Origin of the sequence: Salibacterium lacus (genome assembly GCF_042684865.1) — a bacterium.
GTDB classification, from domain to species: Bacteria; Bacillota; Bacilli; order Bacillales; family Marinococcaceae; genus Salibacterium; species Salibacterium lacus.
Map to the genome: position 1 here is coordinate 1 of NZ_JBHUML010000008.1, position 17,561 is coordinate 17,561.

26 protein-coding genes are annotated in these 17,561 nt (G+C 48.8%); 2 read left to right on the forward strand and 24 right to left on the reverse strand.

Features of this window, described 5'->3' with window-relative positions; translation table 11 throughout:
• Window positions 1-423: 423 nt before the first annotated feature.
• Window positions 424-1,191, forward strand: coding sequence for a polysaccharide deacetylase family sporulation protein PdaB (gene pdaB / locus ACFSUB_RS17570; RefSeq protein WP_380714590.1), 768 nt, complete (start codon window positions 424-426; stop codon window positions 1,189-1,191).
• Between the two features lie 44 nt (window positions 1,192-1,235).
• On the opposite strand, the gene ACFSUB_RS17575 is transcribed toward pdaB, so the two are convergent.
• Complete coding sequence (locus ACFSUB_RS17575) at window positions 1,236-1,847, reverse strand: KinB-signaling pathway activation protein (RefSeq protein ID WP_380714591.1); 612 nt, start codon at window positions 1,845-1,847, stop codon at window positions 1,236-1,238.
• A 163-nt stretch (window positions 1,848-2,010) separates the two neighbouring features.
• On the opposite strand from ACFSUB_RS17575, the gene gerD reads away from it, so the two are divergent.
• Window positions 2,011-2,613, forward strand: coding sequence for a spore germination lipoprotein GerD (gerD, locus tag ACFSUB_RS17580; protein ID WP_380714592.1), 603 nt, complete (start codon window positions 2,011-2,013; stop codon window positions 2,611-2,613).
• Between the two features lie 59 nt (window positions 2,614-2,672).
• On the opposite strand, the gene ACFSUB_RS17585 is transcribed toward gerD, so the two are convergent.
• The 23 genes from ACFSUB_RS17585 to rplR form a co-directional block, all read right to left on the reverse strand.
• Window positions 2,673-3,737 carry an Mrp/NBP35 family ATP-binding protein gene (locus tag ACFSUB_RS17585; protein ID WP_380714593.1) on the reverse strand — a complete coding sequence of 355 codons (1,065 nt, stop codon included), beginning with the start codon at window positions 3,735-3,737 and terminating at the stop codon, window positions 2,673-2,675.
• Window positions 3,738-3,818: 81 nt separating this feature from the next.
• Window positions 3,819-4,535, reverse strand: coding sequence for an N-acetylmuramoyl-L-alanine amidase CwlD (gene cwlD, locus ACFSUB_RS17590; protein WP_380714594.1), 717 nt, complete (start codon window positions 4,533-4,535; stop codon window positions 3,819-3,821).
• 74 nt (window positions 4,536-4,609) lie between these two features.
• Window positions 4,610-5,056 carry a DUF2521 family protein gene (locus ACFSUB_RS17595; RefSeq protein ID WP_380714595.1) on the reverse strand — a complete coding sequence of 149 codons (447 nt, stop codon included), beginning with the start codon at window positions 5,054-5,056 and terminating at the stop codon, window positions 4,610-4,612.
• A 639-nt stretch (window positions 5,057-5,695) separates the two neighbouring features.
• Window positions 5,696-6,088 (reverse strand): 30S ribosomal protein S9, encoded by a 393-nt coding sequence (gene rpsI / locus ACFSUB_RS17600; RefSeq protein ID WP_380714596.1) that lies wholly within the window; start codon window positions 6,086-6,088, stop codon window positions 5,696-5,698.
• A 21-nt stretch (window positions 6,089-6,109) separates the two neighbouring features.
• A complete protein-coding gene (rplM, locus tag ACFSUB_RS17605) occupies window positions 6,110-6,547 on the reverse strand; it encodes a 50S ribosomal protein L13 (protein WP_380714597.1) in 438 nt (145 codons plus the stop codon).
• A gap of 177 nt (window positions 6,548-6,724) precedes the next feature.
• A complete protein-coding gene (gene truA, locus ACFSUB_RS17610; protein WP_380714598.1) occupies window positions 6,725-7,465 on the reverse strand; it encodes a tRNA pseudouridine(38-40) synthase TruA in 741 nt (246 codons plus the stop codon).
• A 12-nt stretch (window positions 7,466-7,477) separates the two neighbouring features.
• Window positions 7,478-8,275: an energy-coupling factor transporter transmembrane component T family protein gene (locus ACFSUB_RS17615; RefSeq protein WP_380714599.1), complete on the reverse strand. Its 798-nt coding sequence runs from the start codon at window positions 8,273-8,275 to the stop codon at window positions 7,478-7,480.
• Window positions 8,268-9,140 (reverse strand): energy-coupling factor transporter ATPase, encoded by an 873-nt coding sequence (locus ACFSUB_RS17620; RefSeq protein WP_380714600.1) that lies wholly within the window; start codon window positions 9,138-9,140, stop codon window positions 8,268-8,270. Before ACFSUB_RS17620 ends, ACFSUB_RS17615 begins: the two co-directional genes overlap by 8 nt.
• On the reverse strand, window positions 9,137-9,946 hold the full coding sequence (locus ACFSUB_RS17625) for an energy-coupling factor transporter ATPase (protein WP_380714601.1): 810 nt from the start codon (window positions 9,944-9,946) through the stop codon (window positions 9,137-9,139). Before ACFSUB_RS17625 ends, ACFSUB_RS17620 begins: the two co-directional genes overlap by 4 nt.
• A gap of 212 nt (window positions 9,947-10,158) precedes the next feature.
• On the reverse strand, window positions 10,159-10,524 hold the full coding sequence (gene rplQ / locus ACFSUB_RS17630; RefSeq protein WP_380714602.1) for a 50S ribosomal protein L17: 366 nt from the start codon (window positions 10,522-10,524) through the stop codon (window positions 10,159-10,161).
• A 43-nt stretch (window positions 10,525-10,567) separates the two neighbouring features.
• A complete protein-coding gene (locus ACFSUB_RS17635; RefSeq protein WP_380714603.1) occupies window positions 10,568-11,512 on the reverse strand; it encodes a DNA-directed RNA polymerase subunit alpha in 945 nt (314 codons plus the stop codon).
• Between the two features lie 182 nt (window positions 11,513-11,694).
• Entirely contained in the window at window positions 11,695-12,087 is a 393-nt protein-coding gene (rpsK, locus tag ACFSUB_RS17640) for a 30S ribosomal protein S11 (protein ID WP_380714604.1), read from the reverse strand.
• Window positions 12,088-12,109: 22 nt separating this feature from the next.
• Window positions 12,110-12,478, reverse strand: coding sequence for a 30S ribosomal protein S13 (rpsM, locus tag ACFSUB_RS17645; protein ID WP_380714606.1), 369 nt, complete (start codon window positions 12,476-12,478; stop codon window positions 12,110-12,112).
• Window positions 12,479-12,498: 20 nt separating this feature from the next.
• Window positions 12,499-12,612 (reverse strand): 50S ribosomal protein L36, encoded by a 114-nt coding sequence (gene rpmJ / locus ACFSUB_RS17650; RefSeq protein ID WP_026702374.1) that lies wholly within the window; start codon window positions 12,610-12,612, stop codon window positions 12,499-12,501.
• A gap of 88 nt (window positions 12,613-12,700) precedes the next feature.
• Window positions 12,701-12,919 (reverse strand): translation initiation factor IF-1, encoded by a 219-nt coding sequence (gene infA / locus ACFSUB_RS17655; protein WP_026702375.1) that lies wholly within the window; start codon window positions 12,917-12,919, stop codon window positions 12,701-12,703.
• 3 nt (window positions 12,920-12,922) lie between these two features.
• The gene (locus ACFSUB_RS17660; protein WP_380714607.1) at window positions 12,923-13,228 is read right to left on the reverse strand and encodes an RNA-binding protein; all 306 of its coding nucleotides are present in this window, start codon (window positions 13,226-13,228) and stop codon (window positions 12,923-12,925) included.
• An 18-nt stretch (window positions 13,229-13,246) separates the two neighbouring features.
• A complete protein-coding gene (gene map / locus ACFSUB_RS17665; RefSeq protein WP_380714608.1) occupies window positions 13,247-13,993 on the reverse strand; it encodes a type I methionyl aminopeptidase in 747 nt (248 codons plus the stop codon).
• Window positions 13,990-14,643, reverse strand: a complete 654-nt coding sequence (locus tag ACFSUB_RS17670) for an adenylate kinase (protein WP_380714610.1) — start codon at window positions 14,641-14,643, stop codon at window positions 13,990-13,992. The genes map and ACFSUB_RS17670 overlap by 4 nt, the downstream gene beginning before the upstream one ends.
• A 74-nt stretch (window positions 14,644-14,717) precedes the next feature.
• Window positions 14,718-16,007: a preprotein translocase subunit SecY gene (gene secY / locus ACFSUB_RS17675; RefSeq protein ID WP_380714612.1), complete on the reverse strand. Its 1,290-nt coding sequence runs from the start codon at window positions 16,005-16,007 to the stop codon at window positions 14,718-14,720.
• Window positions 16,007-16,447 carry a 50S ribosomal protein L15 gene (gene rplO / locus ACFSUB_RS17680; RefSeq protein ID WP_380714614.1) on the reverse strand — a complete coding sequence of 147 codons (441 nt, stop codon included), beginning with the start codon at window positions 16,445-16,447 and terminating at the stop codon, window positions 16,007-16,009. Before rplO ends, secY begins: the two co-directional genes overlap by 1 nt.
• A 31-nt stretch (window positions 16,448-16,478) precedes the next feature.
• Entirely contained in the window at window positions 16,479-16,667 is a 189-nt protein-coding gene (gene rpmD / locus ACFSUB_RS17685) for a 50S ribosomal protein L30 (RefSeq protein WP_380714616.1), read from the reverse strand.
• 13 nt (window positions 16,668-16,680) lie between these two features.
• A complete protein-coding gene (gene rpsE / locus ACFSUB_RS17690; protein WP_380714617.1) occupies window positions 16,681-17,178 on the reverse strand; it encodes a 30S ribosomal protein S5 in 498 nt (165 codons plus the stop codon).
• A gap of 19 nt (window positions 17,179-17,197) precedes the next feature.
• Window positions 17,198-17,560, reverse strand: coding sequence for a 50S ribosomal protein L18 (gene rplR / locus ACFSUB_RS17695; RefSeq protein ID WP_090927751.1), 363 nt, complete (start codon window positions 17,558-17,560; stop codon window positions 17,198-17,200).
• Between the last annotated feature and the right edge of the window lies 1 nt (window position 17,561).

Genomic DNA, 17,561 nt, shown 5'->3' on the forward strand with positions numbered 1-17,561 from the left:
CTTATCTGTAATGATCCAAAAGATCATTTGAATTGACAGACGCTTGACTTTCATTCAATTTTCAAAGGGCATTTTGTATCTGCCGCTTAATCAGCGACTTATTCATAATATCACTCAACGAAAACAAAGTCAACAACAGAATGTGATTTTTCGTTGAAATGTCCGCCTCTCTCGATGGCGCATTTAATAATTTAACACGCAGGGAAAGTACGGTCAATCCTTTTCTGCAAAAAATTTAATTTCTTCTTCATTTGTTTCGCCATCCTCTCTGCATGACTATCAGGGGACTTCTTCATTCCAGCCTATGATATGTCATTCTTTTTCGTGTATAAGAATGAATGTTTCAACGATTCGTTCTGTCATATCTTGTCCTGTAAGGAATATAGTTAGGACAGGACTACCTGAGGAAAGGAGACGAACGCGTTGCCCAGAAAAGTTTGGATTCTCAGCAGCCGTCGCATGCGTATGTACATCCTGACAGCTACCGCTTTATTCATTGTAATCGGAGGGGCTTGGATGAACCGTTCCGTTCTTCCTGTTTTCTCAACGGAGGAAGGCCCTTCTGCTTTTTACCGGGCTGACATTGATGAGAAAAAAACAGCCTTAACGTTCAATATCAGCTGGGGGGAAGACCGGGCTCTTCCTATTCTTGATATTTTAAAAGAAAAGGAAGTGGAAGCAGTGTTCTTTGTTTCCGGGGCGTGGGCGGAACGTCATCCCGATATCATGGAACGGATGATGGAAGACGGTCATACGATCGGCAGTCACGGTTACAGGTATGACCATTATCCGAACATGGATGAAGAGGAGATCATAAGGGATCTGAATTTGAGCCATAAAAAAATCAATGATGTTACCGGTCTCGATGTGGAGTATTTCCGTCCGCCGCACGGCGATTTCACTCCTTCTGTTCTGGAAACAATCACCAAGTCCGGATATACAACGGTACATTGGAGTGTTGGCGGGGACGACTGGGAAAATCCCGGAGTGAATCAGATCGTATCGGATATAACCGGCGCACTACAGCCGGGTGACGTTATTATGCTTCACGCTTCCGATTCTGCCAGACAGACAGGTGAAGCGCTCCCTGTGATTATTGAGGACCTCCGGGAAAAAGGATATAGTTTTGCCTCACTTGATGAGCTCATTTCCCAGGCGGAAACAGACGTAGAGGAGCTGGCTGCGCCGTAAGATTTCCGGCGCCCCGCCTGCTCCTGATCAAACGTTTGTTTAACTCAGGAAACTTTCTTCCGGCCGTCCCCTGTCAAACGATGCAAAAGAAGCAGCTGCCAAGTGTTGGCGGCAAGGAGCGGGGTGACATAAATCCAGAGCCATTTCGTATCATTAACAACATCAACCGTTAACGCGGGAACCCACTCAATTGTCGTCACTACAAACATAAAAAACAGAGCTGGTACAAATGTTTCTTTGTTCGTCTCCCGCCGTTTCCAAAACGCAATCACCGCACTGTATGCTAAAAGCAGAAGCGGCATCACCATATAACCAGCGAGTGTTTCCCCTGCTTCGGCAAATGAAATATACCGGAGATAAACCAGATCAAACAAAACAAACAAAATCAGTACCACTTGGATACGGTTCCAAAGTGTCACCGATTTAAACAGTCCCAAAGCGAGCCGTTGCAGGGTAAGGTAGGCAAAGTACCCCATCTGCGCAACCAGACTAATCGCAGCGCTCACCCCGAACATCCAGAGCAGACCGAAAAAGAAATTAAGAAAACCGCCGCCGAAGTATGTATCCGTATCAAGCAGTATTCCGATCACAGCACCGCTTGAGGCTCCGATCAGCAGAGTGGAAAAAAACAAGTAAACAAGCTTTCGTGTGTTCAACGCTATCGCGCTCCTCTGTATGAATGAATCATTTCCGTACTGATTTTACCAACCAATCCAGCAAAAAGCTACACAGCCTCTACTATATGCATAATTTTTTCATATCTGAGGCACGTTAATCAAAACACTACTGCATTCATGTCATGGAAAGGAGCGTGGATTCATGCCGACGCTGCTGAAAAAAATCACGTTGTCTTTATTTTTCTTCTTATTATTGGCCGGCTGTGCTCAGGCTGCCGAAGATCAGGGAAGCCCCAAATACGAAGAAACCAAAAAAATGCTCGTTGATTTGTTGAAGTCTGATGAGGGGAAACAGGCAATAAGTGACATCATGAGTGACGAAAAGATGCGCGAAAAAATCGTCATGGACCAGGAGATTCTTAAAAAAACCGTGGAAGATACGTTGACCGCTGAAAAAGGAAAATCCTTCTGGCAGGAAATGCTGAAAGATCCGAAGTTCTCCAAAACCTTTGCTGACAGCATGCAGAAGAATAATGAAAAGATGCTGAAAAGCTTAATGAAAGATCCGGAATACCAACAGATGATGATGGATGTGATGAAAGACCCGGAGATGGAAAAAGCGACACTGGAATTGATGAAAGGGAAAGAATACCGGCAGCAGGTTATGACAATCATGAGTGAAGCGATGGAAAGTCCGCGGTTCAAAACCAAAATCACCAAGATTCTTGATAAAGTAGCGGAAAAGCAGATGAGCAAAGAAGGCGGCCAGAGCGGCGGTTCTTCTTCCGGCGGAGGAGGCAGTTAACCACCGCGTGTGCCCTTGTTTAAAAAACCACCCTGAACAGTTGTCCAGGGTGGTTTTCCTTACTTGCCGATCTTTTCCATGATACGGCTCGTGATATTGTTGTATATTTCTCCGATTGGATGGTCGGATTCATACACGGATGGAGCGAAGTCTTCTTTTTCCGTATCCGGCTGGCCGAGTGGAATCCGGCCGAACATTTCTGTTTTCAGCTCTTCTGTCAGACGATCGCCGCCGCCTTGTCCGAAAATGTACTCTCGTTCCCCGGTTTTTTTGCTTTCAAAGTAGGCCATGTTTTCGATGACACCGAGAATCTGATGGTTCGTCTTGATCGCCATGGCGCCGGCGCGGGCTGCGACAAAAGCAGCGGTTGCGTGCGGCGTCGTCACGACAAGCTCTTTACATTCAGGCAGCATCGTGTGCACATCAAGTGCCACATCTCCTGTTCCCGGCGGCAGGTCCAGAATCAGGTAGTCGAGATCTCCCCACTCGACCTCATTGAAGAAGTTGTTCAGCATTTTGCCGAGCATTGGTCCTCTCCAGACGACGGGAGCATTATCCTCCACGAAAAAGCCCATGGAAATCACTTTGACGCCAAAGCGTTCCACCGGGTAAATGGTTTCCCCCTGCACAGTTGGACGGTCTTCAATGCCCATCATGTCCGGCACACTGAAACCATAGATATCTGCATCAATAATGCCGACTCTCTTTCCGGATTTGGCGAGGGATGTTGCGATATTGACGGAGACTGTGGATTTGCCGACCCCGCCTTTTCCGCTTGTCACAGCAATAAACTCGACCGGGTTGTTCTCTGAGAGAAGGGAAGGTTTTCCTTCTTCTTCCTCTTCCTCTTCTTCCGCTCCCCCCATTTCTCTCACTTCTTCATCTGACAACGTATCAAAACGCAGGCCGACTGATTCAGCGCCTGCTTCTTTTACTATCTGTACAATGTTTTGCTGCACCTGCATCTGCTCGGCTGTACCGGTTTTGGCAAGCGCGATTTTAAGACTGACGTTGTCTTCTTTTATTTTTATCTCCCGGACTCCTCCGGTTTCCACGATGCTTTTATGAAGATCCGGATCCTGGATTTTCTCGAGAGCCTCGCGGATTTGTTCTTCGGTTAACAAATCGGACACCATCCTTTTATAACGCTGTATGCTTCTCTTACAGCATACCGTTTTTACGGCATCATTTTCAAACGTTTGCAACTACAGAGCTTCAGGTTCTTCTCCTCCGTAGTACCGAAGAATTCCGCGGTAAATCGAAACCGCGATCTTATTCTGATGTTCTTTTTTCCCAAGACGCCGCCCTTCCTCGGGATGCGACAGAAATCCAGCCTCCACGAGCACTCCCGGAATATCCGCCCGGTTCAGCAGAAAAATTTCCCGGATCCCTTTCGTCTCACGGGTTGTCCGCTCCAGCACCTCTGTCATCTCCATTTGAATGAATCTGGCCAATGTCTCATTTTCCGGAACACTCGGCTGATAAAACGTCTGCGCTCCACTCCAGCGGGTGGAAGGAACAGCATTCAGGTGTAGGCTGAGAAATAAATCTCCTCCGCTTTCGTTCACAATATCGAGGCGTTTATGGAGATCTTCCGTTTTACGGCGGCTGTACCCTTTCACATCGCTGCCGGCTAAATCGTAGTCCCCTTCGCGTGTCATCAATACAAGAGCCCCTGCTTCCTGCAGATAATCACGCAGCATAAAACTGATGGAAAGCGCTACATCCTTTTCCAACACTTCCTCCCCCCGGGTGGAAGCACCACCGTCCACGCCGCCGTGACCCGGATCCAGAATGATTACTTTTCCTGATAATGGTGTGTTCCACGAAGTGACTGTCTGCGGCGTCATCCAGCTCTGTATAAGCCAGCCCGACGCTGCTAATACTATGAACAGAATGGCAATACCAAGCCATTTTTTCATAAAACGCCCGCTCCTTTATCGATAACCCAGCTTGTTTTATTTATATGAGGGGGCGGGTCATTTATTACAGAACATTATCGCTTTCGAAAATCCGTGGACTGCTTTCGCACTCCGGTTTCAAGGCCTCGTTTCCACCAGTACATAATAAAGGAGTCGACCGCTTCTTTCATCTCTTTATAGTAACAACCCGGGTCGTCTTCCACCCAGCACTGCATAAATTCATACAGCTCTTCGGCAATCCCGCCGGCTGCCGCGGCTGCCTGCAGCTGAAACGTGAAAGGCAGTGCCCGGTTTTCCACATACCGGCTGAATTTCCCCCCGGATAGAAAAGCTTCCAGAGCAAGATCCATGCAGGCTTCCTCCAAAAAGGAATACGAAAACTCAAACCGGTGAAACACCGGTGTAAATACTTTTTCCGCCGTTGCTTTTACTTCCTGCGCGTCAAGATCCTGCAGGAGGCGCTTTTCTTCCTTCCATTCCTTTTGGATGCGGTGCGGCTCCAGTGATATGACAATCCCCATCTGACCTCCCCCTTCACGTTGTAGTATGTGATGGATACGTGCTGCCATACTAACGGTATATGCCAGTTCTGCAACAAGACGTTTAGCAGACCCGCAGCCGTTACAGGTGACCGGGTTTTCAATCTTCAAGTGCGCTTCGCTTTTTTTGGGTGGATGGACACTAAGTGCTCGAAGATTGAACTTAGTGTCCGTCAAAACTGTTTTTATGGACACTGTGCTTCCTTTTCGAGCTGTTAATGGCCACAGACGTTCCGGGATGAAAAAGGCTGGGGATTCCGCAAAAAAGCACGCTCTGCACCAGGGAAAGTCGGCTGCGGTGTCTAAGTGGTTAATTGGAGTGCCGGAGGAGGGATAAACGGTCGATAAACACTCTCTATCGACCAATCCCAGAAAAAAACGCCGCAAAATGGGTTCCTGGAAGCTCCCAGGGACTGTTTCCCTCCAGCTCCACCGGGCAATCGGCTCCTGGAACCGATCTACTGACCACTTCGGGCAGTTCTTGAATATAGATTGGTCGATAAGCCGGCAGTCCCCCTGAAAAATCAAAGCACCTCTCTGCCCTGTTTTCGCACAACAAAAAAGCCCTCTCTGCTCCAGCAAGGAACAAAGAGGGCTCGAACCCAATGTATAAAGGGAATCTTAACGCTTCGAGAACTGTGGTGAACGGCGTGCGGATTTGAGGCCGTACTTTTTCCGTTCTTTCATTCTGGAATCGCGGGTCAGATAACCAGCGTCTTTCAGCGTTTTACGGAAATCAGGATCTACGTCCAGCAGAGCGCGGGAAAGACCGTGGCGGATTGCGCCGGCCTGACCAGTAAAGCCGCCGCCGTCGACGTTGACTTTCAGGTCATACTGTCCTTCTGTTCCTGTTTCTGCAAGCGGCTGCTTTACAACAAGCTTCAGTGTTTCCAGGTCAAAATACTCGTCAATGTTTCTGTCATTAATGGTAATGTTTCCGTCGCCTGGTTCAACAAAGACACGGGCTACGGAATTTTTACGGCGTCCGGTGCCGTAATATTGAACTTGTGCCAAATGAATACCCTCCCTTTTGTTTTATCCGCGAAGTTCGTACTTCTCCGGTTGTTGTGCTTCGTGTTTATGATCCGAGCCGGCGTAGACGTGAAGCTTTTTCGCCTGCTGGCGGCCGAGGGATCCTTTTGGAAGCATTCCTTTTACAGCCAGTTCAAGCATACGCTCCGGCTTGTTCTGGCGCATATCCATCGCGCGGGTCTGTTTCAGTCCGCCCGGATACTGGCTGTGACTGTAGTAATACTTGTCCTCAAGCTTGCTTCCGGTGAGCTTAATACCCGATGCATTAATCAAAATGATGTTATCACCTGTGTCAATATGCGGGGTATACTGCGGCTTATGCTTGCCGCGGAGAAGTGTCGCTACTTCACTGGCAAGACGGCCGAGTGTTTCGCCTTCCGCGTCAATCACGTACCACTTTCGTTCTACTTCACCAGGCTTTGCCATGTAAGTTGTACGCATTGTTTTCCCTCCTGATCCTGTATCATGTACGTTTCGTTTATTTGGTTGCACTCATCTTCATCGTTTTCATTTCTGATCCCGGGGCTAGTGGGATTTGAAATGCCAAACTATATCATATAATATCGACATGCTTATGTCAATGCCTGCAACGCACGGATTCGTTGTTTGTATATTATTTCACTCATAACGGACTTCCAACAGGTATAAGGCATGGCCCGGCGCCGTGTTTCCGGCGGATTCCCGCTGCTTCGCTTCTATAACAGCCGGCATATCCTCCGGATGGCGCAGCCCTTTTCCGACTTCAAGCAGCGTACCTGTCATAATTCGTACCATGTTGTACAAAAAGCCGCTTCCACGGAAGGTGAAAAGAAGCTCATCTCCGCGTTCTTCCACACCCACCTCATGCACCGTGCGGACCATATCTGTCACATCGGTACGGGAGGAACAGAAGGAAGAAAAATCGTGGGTGCCGGTAAGGTGCGGAGCGGCCCGTTTAATATCCTCCACACTGATCGGATAAGGATAAAAATACACATAATGACGTCTGAAAATATCTCTTTCTTTCGTGAGGTGCACCCGGTACTGGTACGTTTTTTCAAGTGCATCAAAACGGGCGTGAAAAGAAGAATCCACAAAGGCTGCCTTCGTAACCTGGACGTCCGCTGCGAGCAGCTGGTTCAGAGCTTTCGGCCATTTTTCTTCCGGAACAGCAAGCGGCGTATCAAAATGGATCACCTGGCCGAGCGCGTGGACCGAAGAATCCGTTCTCCCGGAAGACACCACCGGCACATGCTCTCCTTTATGAATCTTTGTGAGCACCCGTTCCATCTCCAGCTGCACCGTCCGCTTACCGGGCTGCACCTGCCACCCTGAAAAGTGTGTTCCATCATAACGGACGACTGCTTTTACTCTCTGCATGAGTATCTCTCCTTATTTTCCAAACACAATCAAGAAGACACCCAGCGCTGCTGTGAACAAACAGGCCGTTGTGTCACGCCAGCCCCATACCAGCTGCCTGAGCTTCGTACGGCCTGCTCCACTGTTATAGCCTCTTGCCTCCATCGCAAGCGCCAGATCTTCCGCACGCTTAAAGGCCCGCATAAAGAGCGGCACGAGAAGCGCTGTAAAAGCCTGTGCGCGCTTTTTTAACGGTCCTTGATGAAAGGATGCCCCTCTGGACATCTGGGCCTTCACGATCTTCTCCGTTTCCTGCAGGAGGGTCGGAATAAATCGTATGGCAATAGACATCATCATGGCAATGTCCCGTGCCGGCAAACCAAAACGCTGAAACGGGCGGAACAGCTGCTCCAGTGCATCAGTTAAATCCATCGGATTGGTCGTCAGTGTCAACAGCGAGGCAATAAACACGAGCATAAGCAACCGCAGAGCGATGAACAAGCCTTGCTCTACTCCACCGCTGTATAAGGTGAAACCCCAGACACTTATCCATGCCTCCCCTTCACGGGTGAACAGAGCATGCAGCAAAAATGTAAACAACACTAAAAGAAAGACCGGAAACATTCCCTTGCGCATATAACGCAGTGACACTCCGGATATGATGAACGCTGCGGCGGCAGTGCTGCAGAGCGCTCCATACGCAAACCAGGTATCCACCATGAAAACTGTACACACAAACAAAAATACGGACAGCAGCTTTGCACGTGCATCCATCCGGTGTAAAAAAGAATGACCGGGAAGGTACTGGCCGACAACTACATGCTCAAACATCCGTTTCCCTCCCCGGCTGATGCCTTTTCATTTCTTCCAGCGCTTCTTCCGGGGAAAGAGAAAGGGACGAAAACGTTATGCCGGTTTGTGCTTCGATCCGCTGTAACACCTTCGTCCGCTCCGGAAGATCCAGATCCAGTTCTGTGAGCTCTGCCTCTCTCTTATAGATCTCTTCCGGGCTTCCTTCCATGCAAATTCTTCCGTTCTCCATTACTATCACATTGTCCGCCAGCGCAGCTGCTTCTTCCATTTGGTGCGTGATCATGATAATCGTCGTTCCGTTCTTTTGCTGCCAGTGCTCAAAGAGATTCAGCATATCCTGCCGTCCCTGCGGGTCCAGTCCGGCAGTCGGTTCGTCCAAAATCAAGAGAGACGGTTCCATCGCAAGAACACCGGCGATGGCCGTTCGGCGCATCTGTCCACCGCTCAGATCAAACGGAGAACGAGGCAGGAACGATACCTCCAGCCCTACTTTTTCAAGAAGTTCCGGTAGTATCTCCTGCACTTCTTCCCTCGAATATCCCAAATTAAGCGGGCCGAACATGATATCCTTTTCCACCGTTTCCTCAAAAAGTTGGTGTTCCGGATATTGAAATACCATACCAACTTGTTTTCGCAGGGACGCGATTTCTTTTCGCTTTATTTTCGGATGGATGCGGTGTCCACCAACCTCCGCCCCGCCCGACGTCGGTTTTAAAAGACCATTCAGGTGCTGCACAAGCGTAGATTTACCGGATCCTGTTCTGCCGATGACAGCCGTCACGGAACCATTTGGCACCTCAAAGGAAACGTCCCGCAGGGCATGGGTTTCAAGCGGGGTTTTTGGCATGTATACATGGTTCAGGTGCTGTACCGACACGTTCATTCCACCGCCTCCCGGATGGCCTGAAGCCACAGCGGGTCCAGGTTTTCGGCCGTCTGGGCCTGCTTTAGAAGGGCAAACGAATAAGGGAGAGGTATATTCAGTTCCTCCAGCCACTCCGGATGCTTGCGGATGTGGGACGTACGACGATCGTGTAAGAGACGTCCTTCTTCCATATACCATACTCTATCTGCCTCCATGGCTTCATGCAGACTGTGTGTAATGGACAGCACGGTCATGCCCTCTTCTTTGTGAAGATCCCGGACCGTCTCCATGACTGCCTTCTTTCCGGCTGGATCGAGCATGGAAGACACCTCATCCAGAATCATAATATCCGGCTGAAGAGCAAGCACGCCGGCAATGGCCGCACGTTGTTTCTGACCGCCGGAAAGCCGGTGCGGTTCTATATCAAGAAGGTGGTGGATTCCTGTCTGTTCCGCCACTTTCTGAATCCGGCGTTTCATCTCGGCTCTTGCCACGCCGGCATTTTCCATTCCGAATGCGATATCATCCCGCACAGTCGGTGCTGCAAATTGATGATCCGGATTCTGAAAAACCATCCCCACCCGGCGGCGTATGCCGGATAGAGCAGCATCGTCTTTCGTAGGTGCTCCGTAAACGTTCACTTCCCCGCTTGAGGGAAGAAGAAGGCCGTTACACAGACGGGCCAGCGTAGACTTCCCGGAGCCATTCGGCCCGATGACTGCTGTCCACTCCCCGTCGTTCACCCCGGCATCAACATCCACCAGTGCCGGCGTATCTGTTTCCTTATAGTGATACGTTACCCGTTTAAATTGAATTGCGGTCATTTTTACCCCTCACTGCTGTCATTATCGCTCTTAAAATGTTAACACATTTACGATGTAAGGTTAACAATAAAGCCGAACTTCCAGCAGAAGGGGGAACGGACGTCTTCAAGGGAATAAAAAAAGGGCACAGACGTCTCCCTGTATCAGGTAGTCCTGCCCTTGCAACCCTATTTATACGCTTTACCACGAAAAGAAAGCATAAACGCGTACGTTTATACAAATTCAATAATCGCCAACTCAGCCGAATCGCCGCGGCGGGGGCCTACTTTCAGAACTCTCGTATAACCTCCCTGGCGCTCTTCATAGCGTGGAGCAACGTCATCGAATAGTTTCTGAATGGCATCCTGGCTGCCGTTTTCATCTGCCGATTCTTTACGGATAACCTGAGCTGCCTGACGGCGTGCATGCAGGTCACCACGTTTCCCGAGTGTTACCATTTTCTCAACGATGGGGCGCAGTTCTTTTGCTTTTGCTTCCGTTGTTTCAATACGCTCATTGATGATGAGGTCTGTGACCAGATCACGGAACAATGCTTTACGTGCGGAACTGTCGCGTCCTAATTTTTGATATGCAGACATGTATATTTCCCTCCTTTTTCCGGGACACTAAGGTTACATTGGGTTAGTCTTCTTTGCGAAGGCCAAGCCCAAGTTCTCCTAGTTTTTCCTGTACTTCTTCAAGCGACTTGCGTCCGAGATTACGAACCTTCATCATATCCTCTTCAGACTTCTGCGTCAGCTCCTGTACGGTATTAATACCGGCGCGTTTCAGGCAGTTATAGGAACGAACCGAAAGATCCAGTTCTTCGATCGTCATTTCCAGAACTTTCTCTTTTTGATCTTCTTCCTTCTCTACCATAATTTCCGCATTTTGAGCCTGGTCCGTCAGTCCGATGAAGATATTCAGATGTTCATTCATAATTTTAGCGGCGAGCGAAATAGCTTCTTCCGGACGGATACTTCCATCTGTCCATACATCCAAGGTCAATTTATCATAATTGGTGATCTGTCCGACACGTGTGTTTTCCACCTGGTAATTGACACGGTCCACCGGAGTATAAATGGAATCCACCGGAAGTACACCAATCGGCAGGTCATCGCTGTTATTACCTTCCGCCGGCACATAACCGCGGCCGCGCTGTGCGGTCATACGCATATGAAAGTTGGCACCTTTGGTCAGCGTTGCGATGTGCAGGTCCGTGTTCAGGATATCGACATCACTATCGTGGGTGATATCTTTTGCGGTGACGACACCTTCGCCCTGCGCGTCAATCTCCAATACTTTCTCTTCATCGGAGTATATCTTCAGAGCCAGCTTCTTCAGGTTCAGGACAATCGTGGTTACGTCTTCGACAACACCTTCGATGGTGGAGAATTCATGAAGAACGCCATCAATCTGAACCGTAGTGACAGCAGACCCTGGAAGGGAGGATAAAAGGATTCGACGCAAGGAGTTTCCCAATGTAGTACCATAACCGCGTTCGAGCGGATCTACGACAAACTTGCCGTACTTGGCATCCTCGCTTAATTCAACCGTCTCGATATTAGGCTTTTCGATTTCGATCATTCTGGTATATACCCTCCTTCAAAACGTCCACACCCAAGAGCTGTATTTCAGCATCCCGGGATGTTGCAATAGGCAGTTCCCGACTATATGACACACCTTTTTCGTCAATAATAAGCAGGAGTTCCGTTTTCAAAGCCTTACCCATTATTGACATTTCAGGGAAAACTAATACCTCTCTCGGGTTACACTCTACGACGTTTCGGTGGACGGCAGCCATTATGAGGGACCGGAGTCACATCGCGGATGACGCTCACCTCAAGACCTGCTGCCTGCAGGGAACGTATTGCCGCTTCACGACCGGCTCCCGGGCCTTTCACCGCTACTTCAACGGATTTGAGACCGTGCTCCATACCGGTTTTTGCAGCTGATTCTGCTGCCATTTGAGCCGCAAAAGGAGTGGACTTACGGGATCCCTTAAATCCAAGAGCCCCTGCACTTGCCCACGCCAGTGCATTTCCCTGTGGATCCGTGATTGTAACAATCGTATTGTTAAACGTGGAGCGGATATGGGCAATCCCGGACTCTATATTTTTACGCTGGCGGCGTTTACGGGTGTTTGTTCTGGTTTTAGCCATAATACATTACCTCCTTTACTTGTTATTTCCGTTTGTTCGCTACCGTACGGCGCGGACCTTTACGGGTACGGGAATTGTTTTTCGTTTTCTGTCCTCTTGCCGGAAGTCCTCTACGGTGACGGATACCTCGGTAGCTTCCGATCTCAATAAGACGCTTGATGTTCAGGGACTGATTCCGGCGGAGATCCCCTTCCACCAGATAGTTGTCATCAACAATTGAACGGACGCGGCCGAGTTCTTCTTCGGTCAAGTCGCGCACGCGGGTACTTTCATCAATACCAGCTTCCTGTACAATCTGTTGACCGAGGGACTTTCCGATACCGTAAACGTAAGTTAGTGAAATGGGAAGTCGTTTATCACGTGGAATATCAACACCTGCGATACGTGCCATTTTCGCTGCACCTCCTTTTCTTAGCCTTGTTTTTGTTTGTGTTTCGGATTGGAGCAGATCACCATGACCGTACCTTTACGGCGGATGACCTTGCACTTTTCACAAATTGGTTTGACTGATGGTCTCACCTTCATGTTTGTTTACCTCCTTAACTGTGCGGAGTACATGCGAGAGCATACCCAAATACAGATCTGTTTTCCAGGCTGCACAGTCCGTCAGCATTTATTTATAGCGGTACGTAATCCGTCCACGGGACAAATCGTACGGCGAAATTTCAACAGTTACCTTATCTCCGGGAAGGATACGGATAAAGTGCATCCGAATTTTGCCGGATACGTGGGCGAGAATCTTGTGCCCGTTCTCCAGTTCCACCCGGAACATTGCGTTTGGAAGCGGCTCAATTACGGTCCCTTCCATTTCAATAACGTCATCTTTGGCCATGCATTACTCTCCTTCCTTCAGCAATTGCGGCTGTTCCTGCGCACTGCTTAAAGCAAACCTTAATTTTGCATTGGTAACACGCCCGGTTTCCTCAATACTTCGTTTGACTTCTTTGGAAACATGCGGAGTAACCTCCACATGGCTGATATTTTTCTTCTTAGCCCGGTCGAATTTGCGTTTTTCCCCATCTGCCAACAGCAGAAAACGCTCATTCACTACTCCAATGACAACCGCGTAGTTGCCGGTCTCCCGCCCCTGTACGATACGGACGACCCGGCCGACTCCGGGCGGCGATTCAGCATCATTCATCCTCGCATCACCTTTACATCAGACTTTCGTTAAAATCTCAAAGCCTGTATTGGTTATTGCAATGGTATGCTCAAAATGAGCACAGTTTCTGCCATCGGTTGTTACAACTGTCCAGTTATCCGGAAGTGTATGAACGTAACGCCCGCCTGCGTTAACCATTGGTTCTACGGCCAATACCATTCCGGGTTTCAGGCGCGGGCCCTTCCCCGGCGGACCGAAATGAGGAATTTGAGGGTCTTCATGCAGATCCTGGCCGACACCGTGTCCGACATACTCCCGTACAATCGAAAACCCGTGTGGTTCCACATACGTTTGTACTGCATTGGAGATATTGGAAAGACGTTCTTTCGGCTGTGCTTCGTTCAACCCTTCAAAAAGGGAGGCTTCGGTCACATCAAGCAGACGCTGGTCTTCTTTTGAAATATCTCCAACCGGATACGTCCAGGCAGAATCTCCGTGGTATCCATTGTAATCTGCTCCGATGTCAATGGAAATGATGTCGCCGTCTTTGAGCTTACGGCTGCCCGGAATTCCATGTACCAATTCTTCGTTTACTGAGACGCATATGCTGCCGGAGAAACCTCCATAGCCTTTAAATGACGGGATTGCTCCGTGATCACGGATGAATGCGTCGGCAATGTCATTCAGCTGCTGGGTCGTGATGCCCGGCTGAATATGCCTGCGCATTTCTTCATGGGTCAGCGCGACAATTTTACCCGCTTCCCGCATTATACCGAGTTCTCGATCGGTTTTACAAATAATCATGCATGAAGTCCTTTCAACAGTTCTTCAATGTCCTGAAATACTTTGTCAATGTCCTGATCTCCATCGATATTGCGAAGATAACCTTTTTCGTTATAGAAATCAATCAAAGGCTGCTGCTGTTCAATGTTTACATCAAGTCTTTTGCGGACGGTTTCAGGCTTATCATCATCTCTTTGGATGAGCTCACTTCCATCCACATCACAGATGCCTTCCTGCTGCGGCGGATTAAATTCGATATGGTACGTTCTTCCGGTAGTCGGGGAGACGCGCCGCCCTGTCAATCTTCTTTCCAGTTTGTCCTTTTCCACTTCAATGTTAAGGACATAGTCCAAAGATGTATTCAGATCTGAAAGAATGCCTTCCAGCGCTTCTGCCTGCGCGACGGTCCGCGGAAAACCATCCAGTAGAAACCCTTCACTGCAGTCAGCTTTCCCGAGTCTCTCCCGGACAATACCAACCGTCACTTCATCCGGCACAAGCTCTCCGGCATCCATATATGATTTTGCCTGTTTACCAAGTTCCGTTTCATCTTTAATAGCAGCGCGAAACATATCTCCGGTGGAAATATGAGGGATGCCGTGTTTCTCTACAATACTTTCGGCTTGCGTGCCTTTACCGGCACCGGGCAGCCCCATTAATATCAAATTCATGATATCTCCTCCATTGCTCCGATTTCAGCCGGGGAAGAAACGCTGCAGGACAGCTTCCTTTCCCTCACCTATCTTTACTTAATAAACCCTTTGTAGCTTCTTTGAATAAGCTGGCTTTCGATTTGTTTCATCGTATCAAGCGCCACGCCTACAACGATAAGCAGTCCGGTGCCGCCGATCTGAATCGACTGCGGCAGACCCAGCTGCGCAATGAAAAAGACAGGAATGATCGCAACAACTGCCAGAAATAAAGCACCGACAAACGTCAACCGGTATAAAATCCGGCGGATGTAAGTCTCTGTTGTTTTACCAGGCCGGATACCCGGAATGTATCCTCCCTGCTTTTTCAGATTATCTGCCATCTGTTCCGGGTTAACCTGAACAAATGTGTAAAAGTACGTGAAACCGATGATCAAAGCCGCATAAACAACCATTCCAACAGGCTGTGTGTAATCGAAGTTCTGGATAACCCACTGCGCAGCAGCATTATCCTCCCCGACAAACCCGGCTACCGTTGGAGGGAATATAAATAAGGATAGAGCAAAAATCACCGGAATAACGCCGGCCGAGTTCACTTTTAATGGAAGATGGGTCGACTGCCCGCCAGCCTGACTCCGCCCTACCAGACGCTTTGCGTACTGAATCGGGACTTTCCGCAGAGCCTGCTGAACATAAATAACGCCGACGATAATGGCAAGGACCCCGAGAGCCAGGAAAAGCACCGTTACAATACCGGTGAAAAGCCGGTCGGCATCCTGAATCTGAGTGGCATACAGCTGGTTAATTCCACTTGGAATACCGGCAGCAATACCTGCAAAGATTAAAATCGAAATCCCGTTACCGACACCTCTGGCTGTAATCTGTTCCCCAAGCCACATAAGAAAAGTGGTTCCAGCCGTCATAACAATAGCAATAAAAATATACTTTGGAATGCTCGGATCAGGAATTAAACCCGAAAAGATGTTGTTAAATCCTATCGACATTCCAAGACCCTGCAAAAAAGCAAGCACGACAGTGAAATACCGTGTGAACTGGGCCATCTTCTTACGTCCGGCCTCACCCTGTTTCGCCCATTCCGTAAATTTCGGCACAACGTCCATCCTTAAAAGCTGGACGACGATTGATGCCGTGATATAGGGCATAACACCCATGGCAAAAATCGAGAATTGAGACAGCGCGCCGCCTCCGAACGTATTCAGAAAGCCGAACGCGTTCGCCTGATCCGCAAAATTCAACACTTCATTGTTAGATCCCGGTACCGGAATGAAACTCCCGATCCGGAAAATAACCAACATGGTAAGTGTGAAGAGAATTTTGTTTCGCAGATCTTTCACGCGAAAAATATTGGAAATTCCGCGAAACATTAGATCACCTCTGTTTTTCCGCCTGCCGCTTCAATTGCTTTTTCTGCGGAAGCAGAGAACTTGTTTGCTTTAACAGTGAGTTCTTTATCGACACTGCCGTTACCAAGAATCTTAATGCCGCTTCCGGCGTTTTTCACAACGCCTGTTTCAATCAGCAGTTCCGGCGTGACTTCCGTCCCCGCGTCAAAACGGTTGAGCTTATCTACATTTACAATCGCATACTCTTTGCGTGTTGGATTAGTAAAACCACGCTTTGGCAGACGTTTGTAAATTGGGTTTTGACCACCCTCAAAGCCTGGACGGACACCACCGCCGCTGCGGGAATTCTGACCGTGCTCTCCACGTCCGGCCGTATTACCTTTTCCGGAACTTTGTCCACGTCCCACACGCTTGCGGGATGTGTTTGGACCGTGAGACGGCTTCAACTCATGCAGTTTCATGATGACACCTCCCTATCACAGAAATCTTACGTTACGCGTTCAGTTCTTTTACTGTCAATAAATGAGATACTTTATTAATCATACCGCGGATAGCAGAATTGTCTTCTTTCACAACGGAATGATTAACTTTTCGAAGACCCAGCGCCTCTACCGTATCACGTTGTTCCTGCGGTCTTCCGATTAAGCTGCGGCTGAGGGTGATTTCCACTTTATTGGCCATATTCTTTCCCTCCTTATCCTAACAATTCTTCAACGCTTTTACCACGTAGTCTGGCAACCTGCTCTGCTGTTTTCAGTTCAGTCAGACCTGTAATTGTAGCGCGTATCATGTTGATCGGGTTGTTGGAACCAAGAGATTTAGAAAGAATATCCTGCACACCTGCAAGCTCAAGTACAGCGCGGACCGGTCCGCCTGCAATGATTCCGGTACCTTCAGAGGCCGGTTTCAACAGGACATTCCCGGCGCCGAAATGACCGACAATTTGGTGTGGAATGGTTGTTCCGCTGATCGGAACCTCAACCAGATTCTTTTTGCCGTTATCTACAGCTTTACGAATCGCTTCCGGTACTTCAACGGCTTTACCCATGCCGAACCCAACGTGTCCGTTACGGTCACCTACAACTACAATAGCTGCGAAACGAAAACGGCGGCCGCCTTTAACAACTTTAGCTACACGATTTATCGCTACAACTCTTTCTTCAACATCAAGTTTACTGGCATCAATCTGCATGTGTTTCCCTCCCATCATTTTAGAAATGTAGTCCGTTTTCGCGTGCTGCATCAGCCAGAGCCTGCACACGTCCGTGATAAACAAAACCGCCACGGTCAAATACAACGGTCTCGTATCCTTTTTCAGATGCGCGTTTAGCTACAACTTCACCAATTTTGCTTGCTGCTTCTTTGTTGCCGCCGTTCTCCACATCCATACCATTTTCCATCGTCGAAGCAGATGTGAGGGTAACCCCTTTTTCATCATCAATAAGCTGTGCATAGATGTGCTTGGAAGAACGGAATACGTTTAAACGCGGACGCTCACTGGTGCCCTTGATTTTCTGCCGGATACTTGCGTGGCGCCTTTTCCGGTTTGCATACTTTTTGGATTTTGTTGTCATG

What these genes read in the sequence shown, in the direction of transcription:
- rplM (WP_380714597.1), bottom strand. Translation starts at nt 6,547, where the DNA reads ATGCGTACAACTTACATGGCAAAGCCTGGTGAAGTAGAACGAAAGTGG.
- rpsM (WP_380714606.1), bottom strand. Translation starts at nt 12,478, where the DNA reads ATGGCACGTATCGCAGGTGTTGATATTCCACGTGATAAACGACTTCCC.
- ACFSUB_RS17620 (WP_380714600.1), bottom strand. Translation starts at nt 9,140, where the DNA reads ATGAACGTGTCGGTACAGCACCTGAACCATGTATACATGCCAAAAACC.
- ACFSUB_RS17670 (WP_380714610.1), bottom strand. Translation starts at nt 14,643, where the DNA reads ATGAATTTGATATTAATGGGGCTGCCCGGTGCCGGTAAAGGCACGCAA.
- secY (WP_380714612.1), bottom strand. Translation starts at nt 16,007, where the DNA reads ATGTTTCGCGGAATTTCCAATATTTTTCGCGTGAAAGATCTGCGAAAC.
- ACFSUB_RS17625 (WP_380714601.1), bottom strand. Translation starts at nt 9,946, where the DNA reads ATGACCGCAATTCAATTTAAACGGGTAACGTATCACTATAAGGAAACA.
- ACFSUB_RS17595 (WP_380714595.1), bottom strand. Translation starts at nt 5,056, where the DNA reads ATGGGGATTGTCATATCACTGGAGCCGCACCGCATCCAAAAGGAATGG.
- rplQ (WP_380714602.1), bottom strand. Translation starts at nt 10,524, where the DNA reads ATGTCTGCATATCAAAAATTAGGACGCGACAGTTCCGCACGTAAAGCA.
- ACFSUB_RS17660 (WP_380714607.1), bottom strand. Translation starts at nt 13,228, where the DNA reads ATGAATGATGCTGAATCGCCGCCCGGAGTCGGCCGGGTCGTCCGTATC.
- truA (WP_380714598.1), bottom strand. Translation starts at nt 7,465, where the DNA reads ATGCAGAGAGTAAAAGCAGTCGTCCGTTATGATGGAACACACTTTTCA.
- gerD (WP_380714592.1), top strand. Translation starts at nt 2,011, where the DNA reads ATGCCGACGCTGCTGAAAAAAATCACGTTGTCTTTATTTTTCTTCTTA.
- ACFSUB_RS17615 (WP_380714599.1), bottom strand. Translation starts at nt 8,275, where the DNA reads ATGTTTGAGCATGTAGTTGTCGGCCAGTACCTTCCCGGTCATTCTTTT.
- rplR (WP_090927751.1), bottom strand. Translation starts at nt 17,560, where the DNA reads ATGACAACAAAATCCAAAAAGTATGCAAACCGGAAAAGGCGCCACGCA.
- rpmJ (WP_026702374.1), bottom strand. Translation starts at nt 12,612, where the DNA reads ATGAAGGTGAGACCATCAGTCAAACCAATTTGTGAAAAGTGCAAGGTC.
- map (WP_380714608.1), bottom strand. Translation starts at nt 13,993, where the DNA reads ATGATTATTTGTAAAACCGATCGAGAACTCGGTATAATGCGGGAAGCG.
- ACFSUB_RS17635 (WP_380714603.1), bottom strand. Translation starts at nt 11,512, where the DNA reads ATGATCGAAATCGAAAAGCCTAATATCGAGACGGTTGAATTAAGCGAG.
- cwlD (WP_380714594.1), bottom strand. Translation starts at nt 4,535, where the DNA reads ATGAAAAAATGGCTTGGTATTGCCATTCTGTTCATAGTATTAGCAGCG.
- rplO (WP_380714614.1), bottom strand. Translation starts at nt 16,447, where the DNA reads ATGAAACTGCATGAGTTGAAGCCGTCTCACGGTCCAAACACATCCCGC.
- rpmD (WP_380714616.1), bottom strand. Translation starts at nt 16,667, where the DNA reads ATGGCCAATAAAGTGGAAATCACCCTCAGCCGCAGCTTAATCGGAAGA.
- rpsK (WP_380714604.1), bottom strand. Translation starts at nt 12,087, where the DNA reads ATGGCTAAAACCAGAACAAACACCCGTAAACGCCGCCAGCGTAAAAAT.
- infA (WP_026702375.1), bottom strand. Translation starts at nt 12,919, where the DNA reads ATGGCCAAAGATGACGTTATTGAAATGGAAGGGACCGTAATTGAGCCG.
- rpsE (WP_380714617.1), bottom strand. Translation starts at nt 17,178, where the DNA reads ATGCAGATTGATGCCAGTAAACTTGATGTTGAAGAAAGAGTTGTAGCG.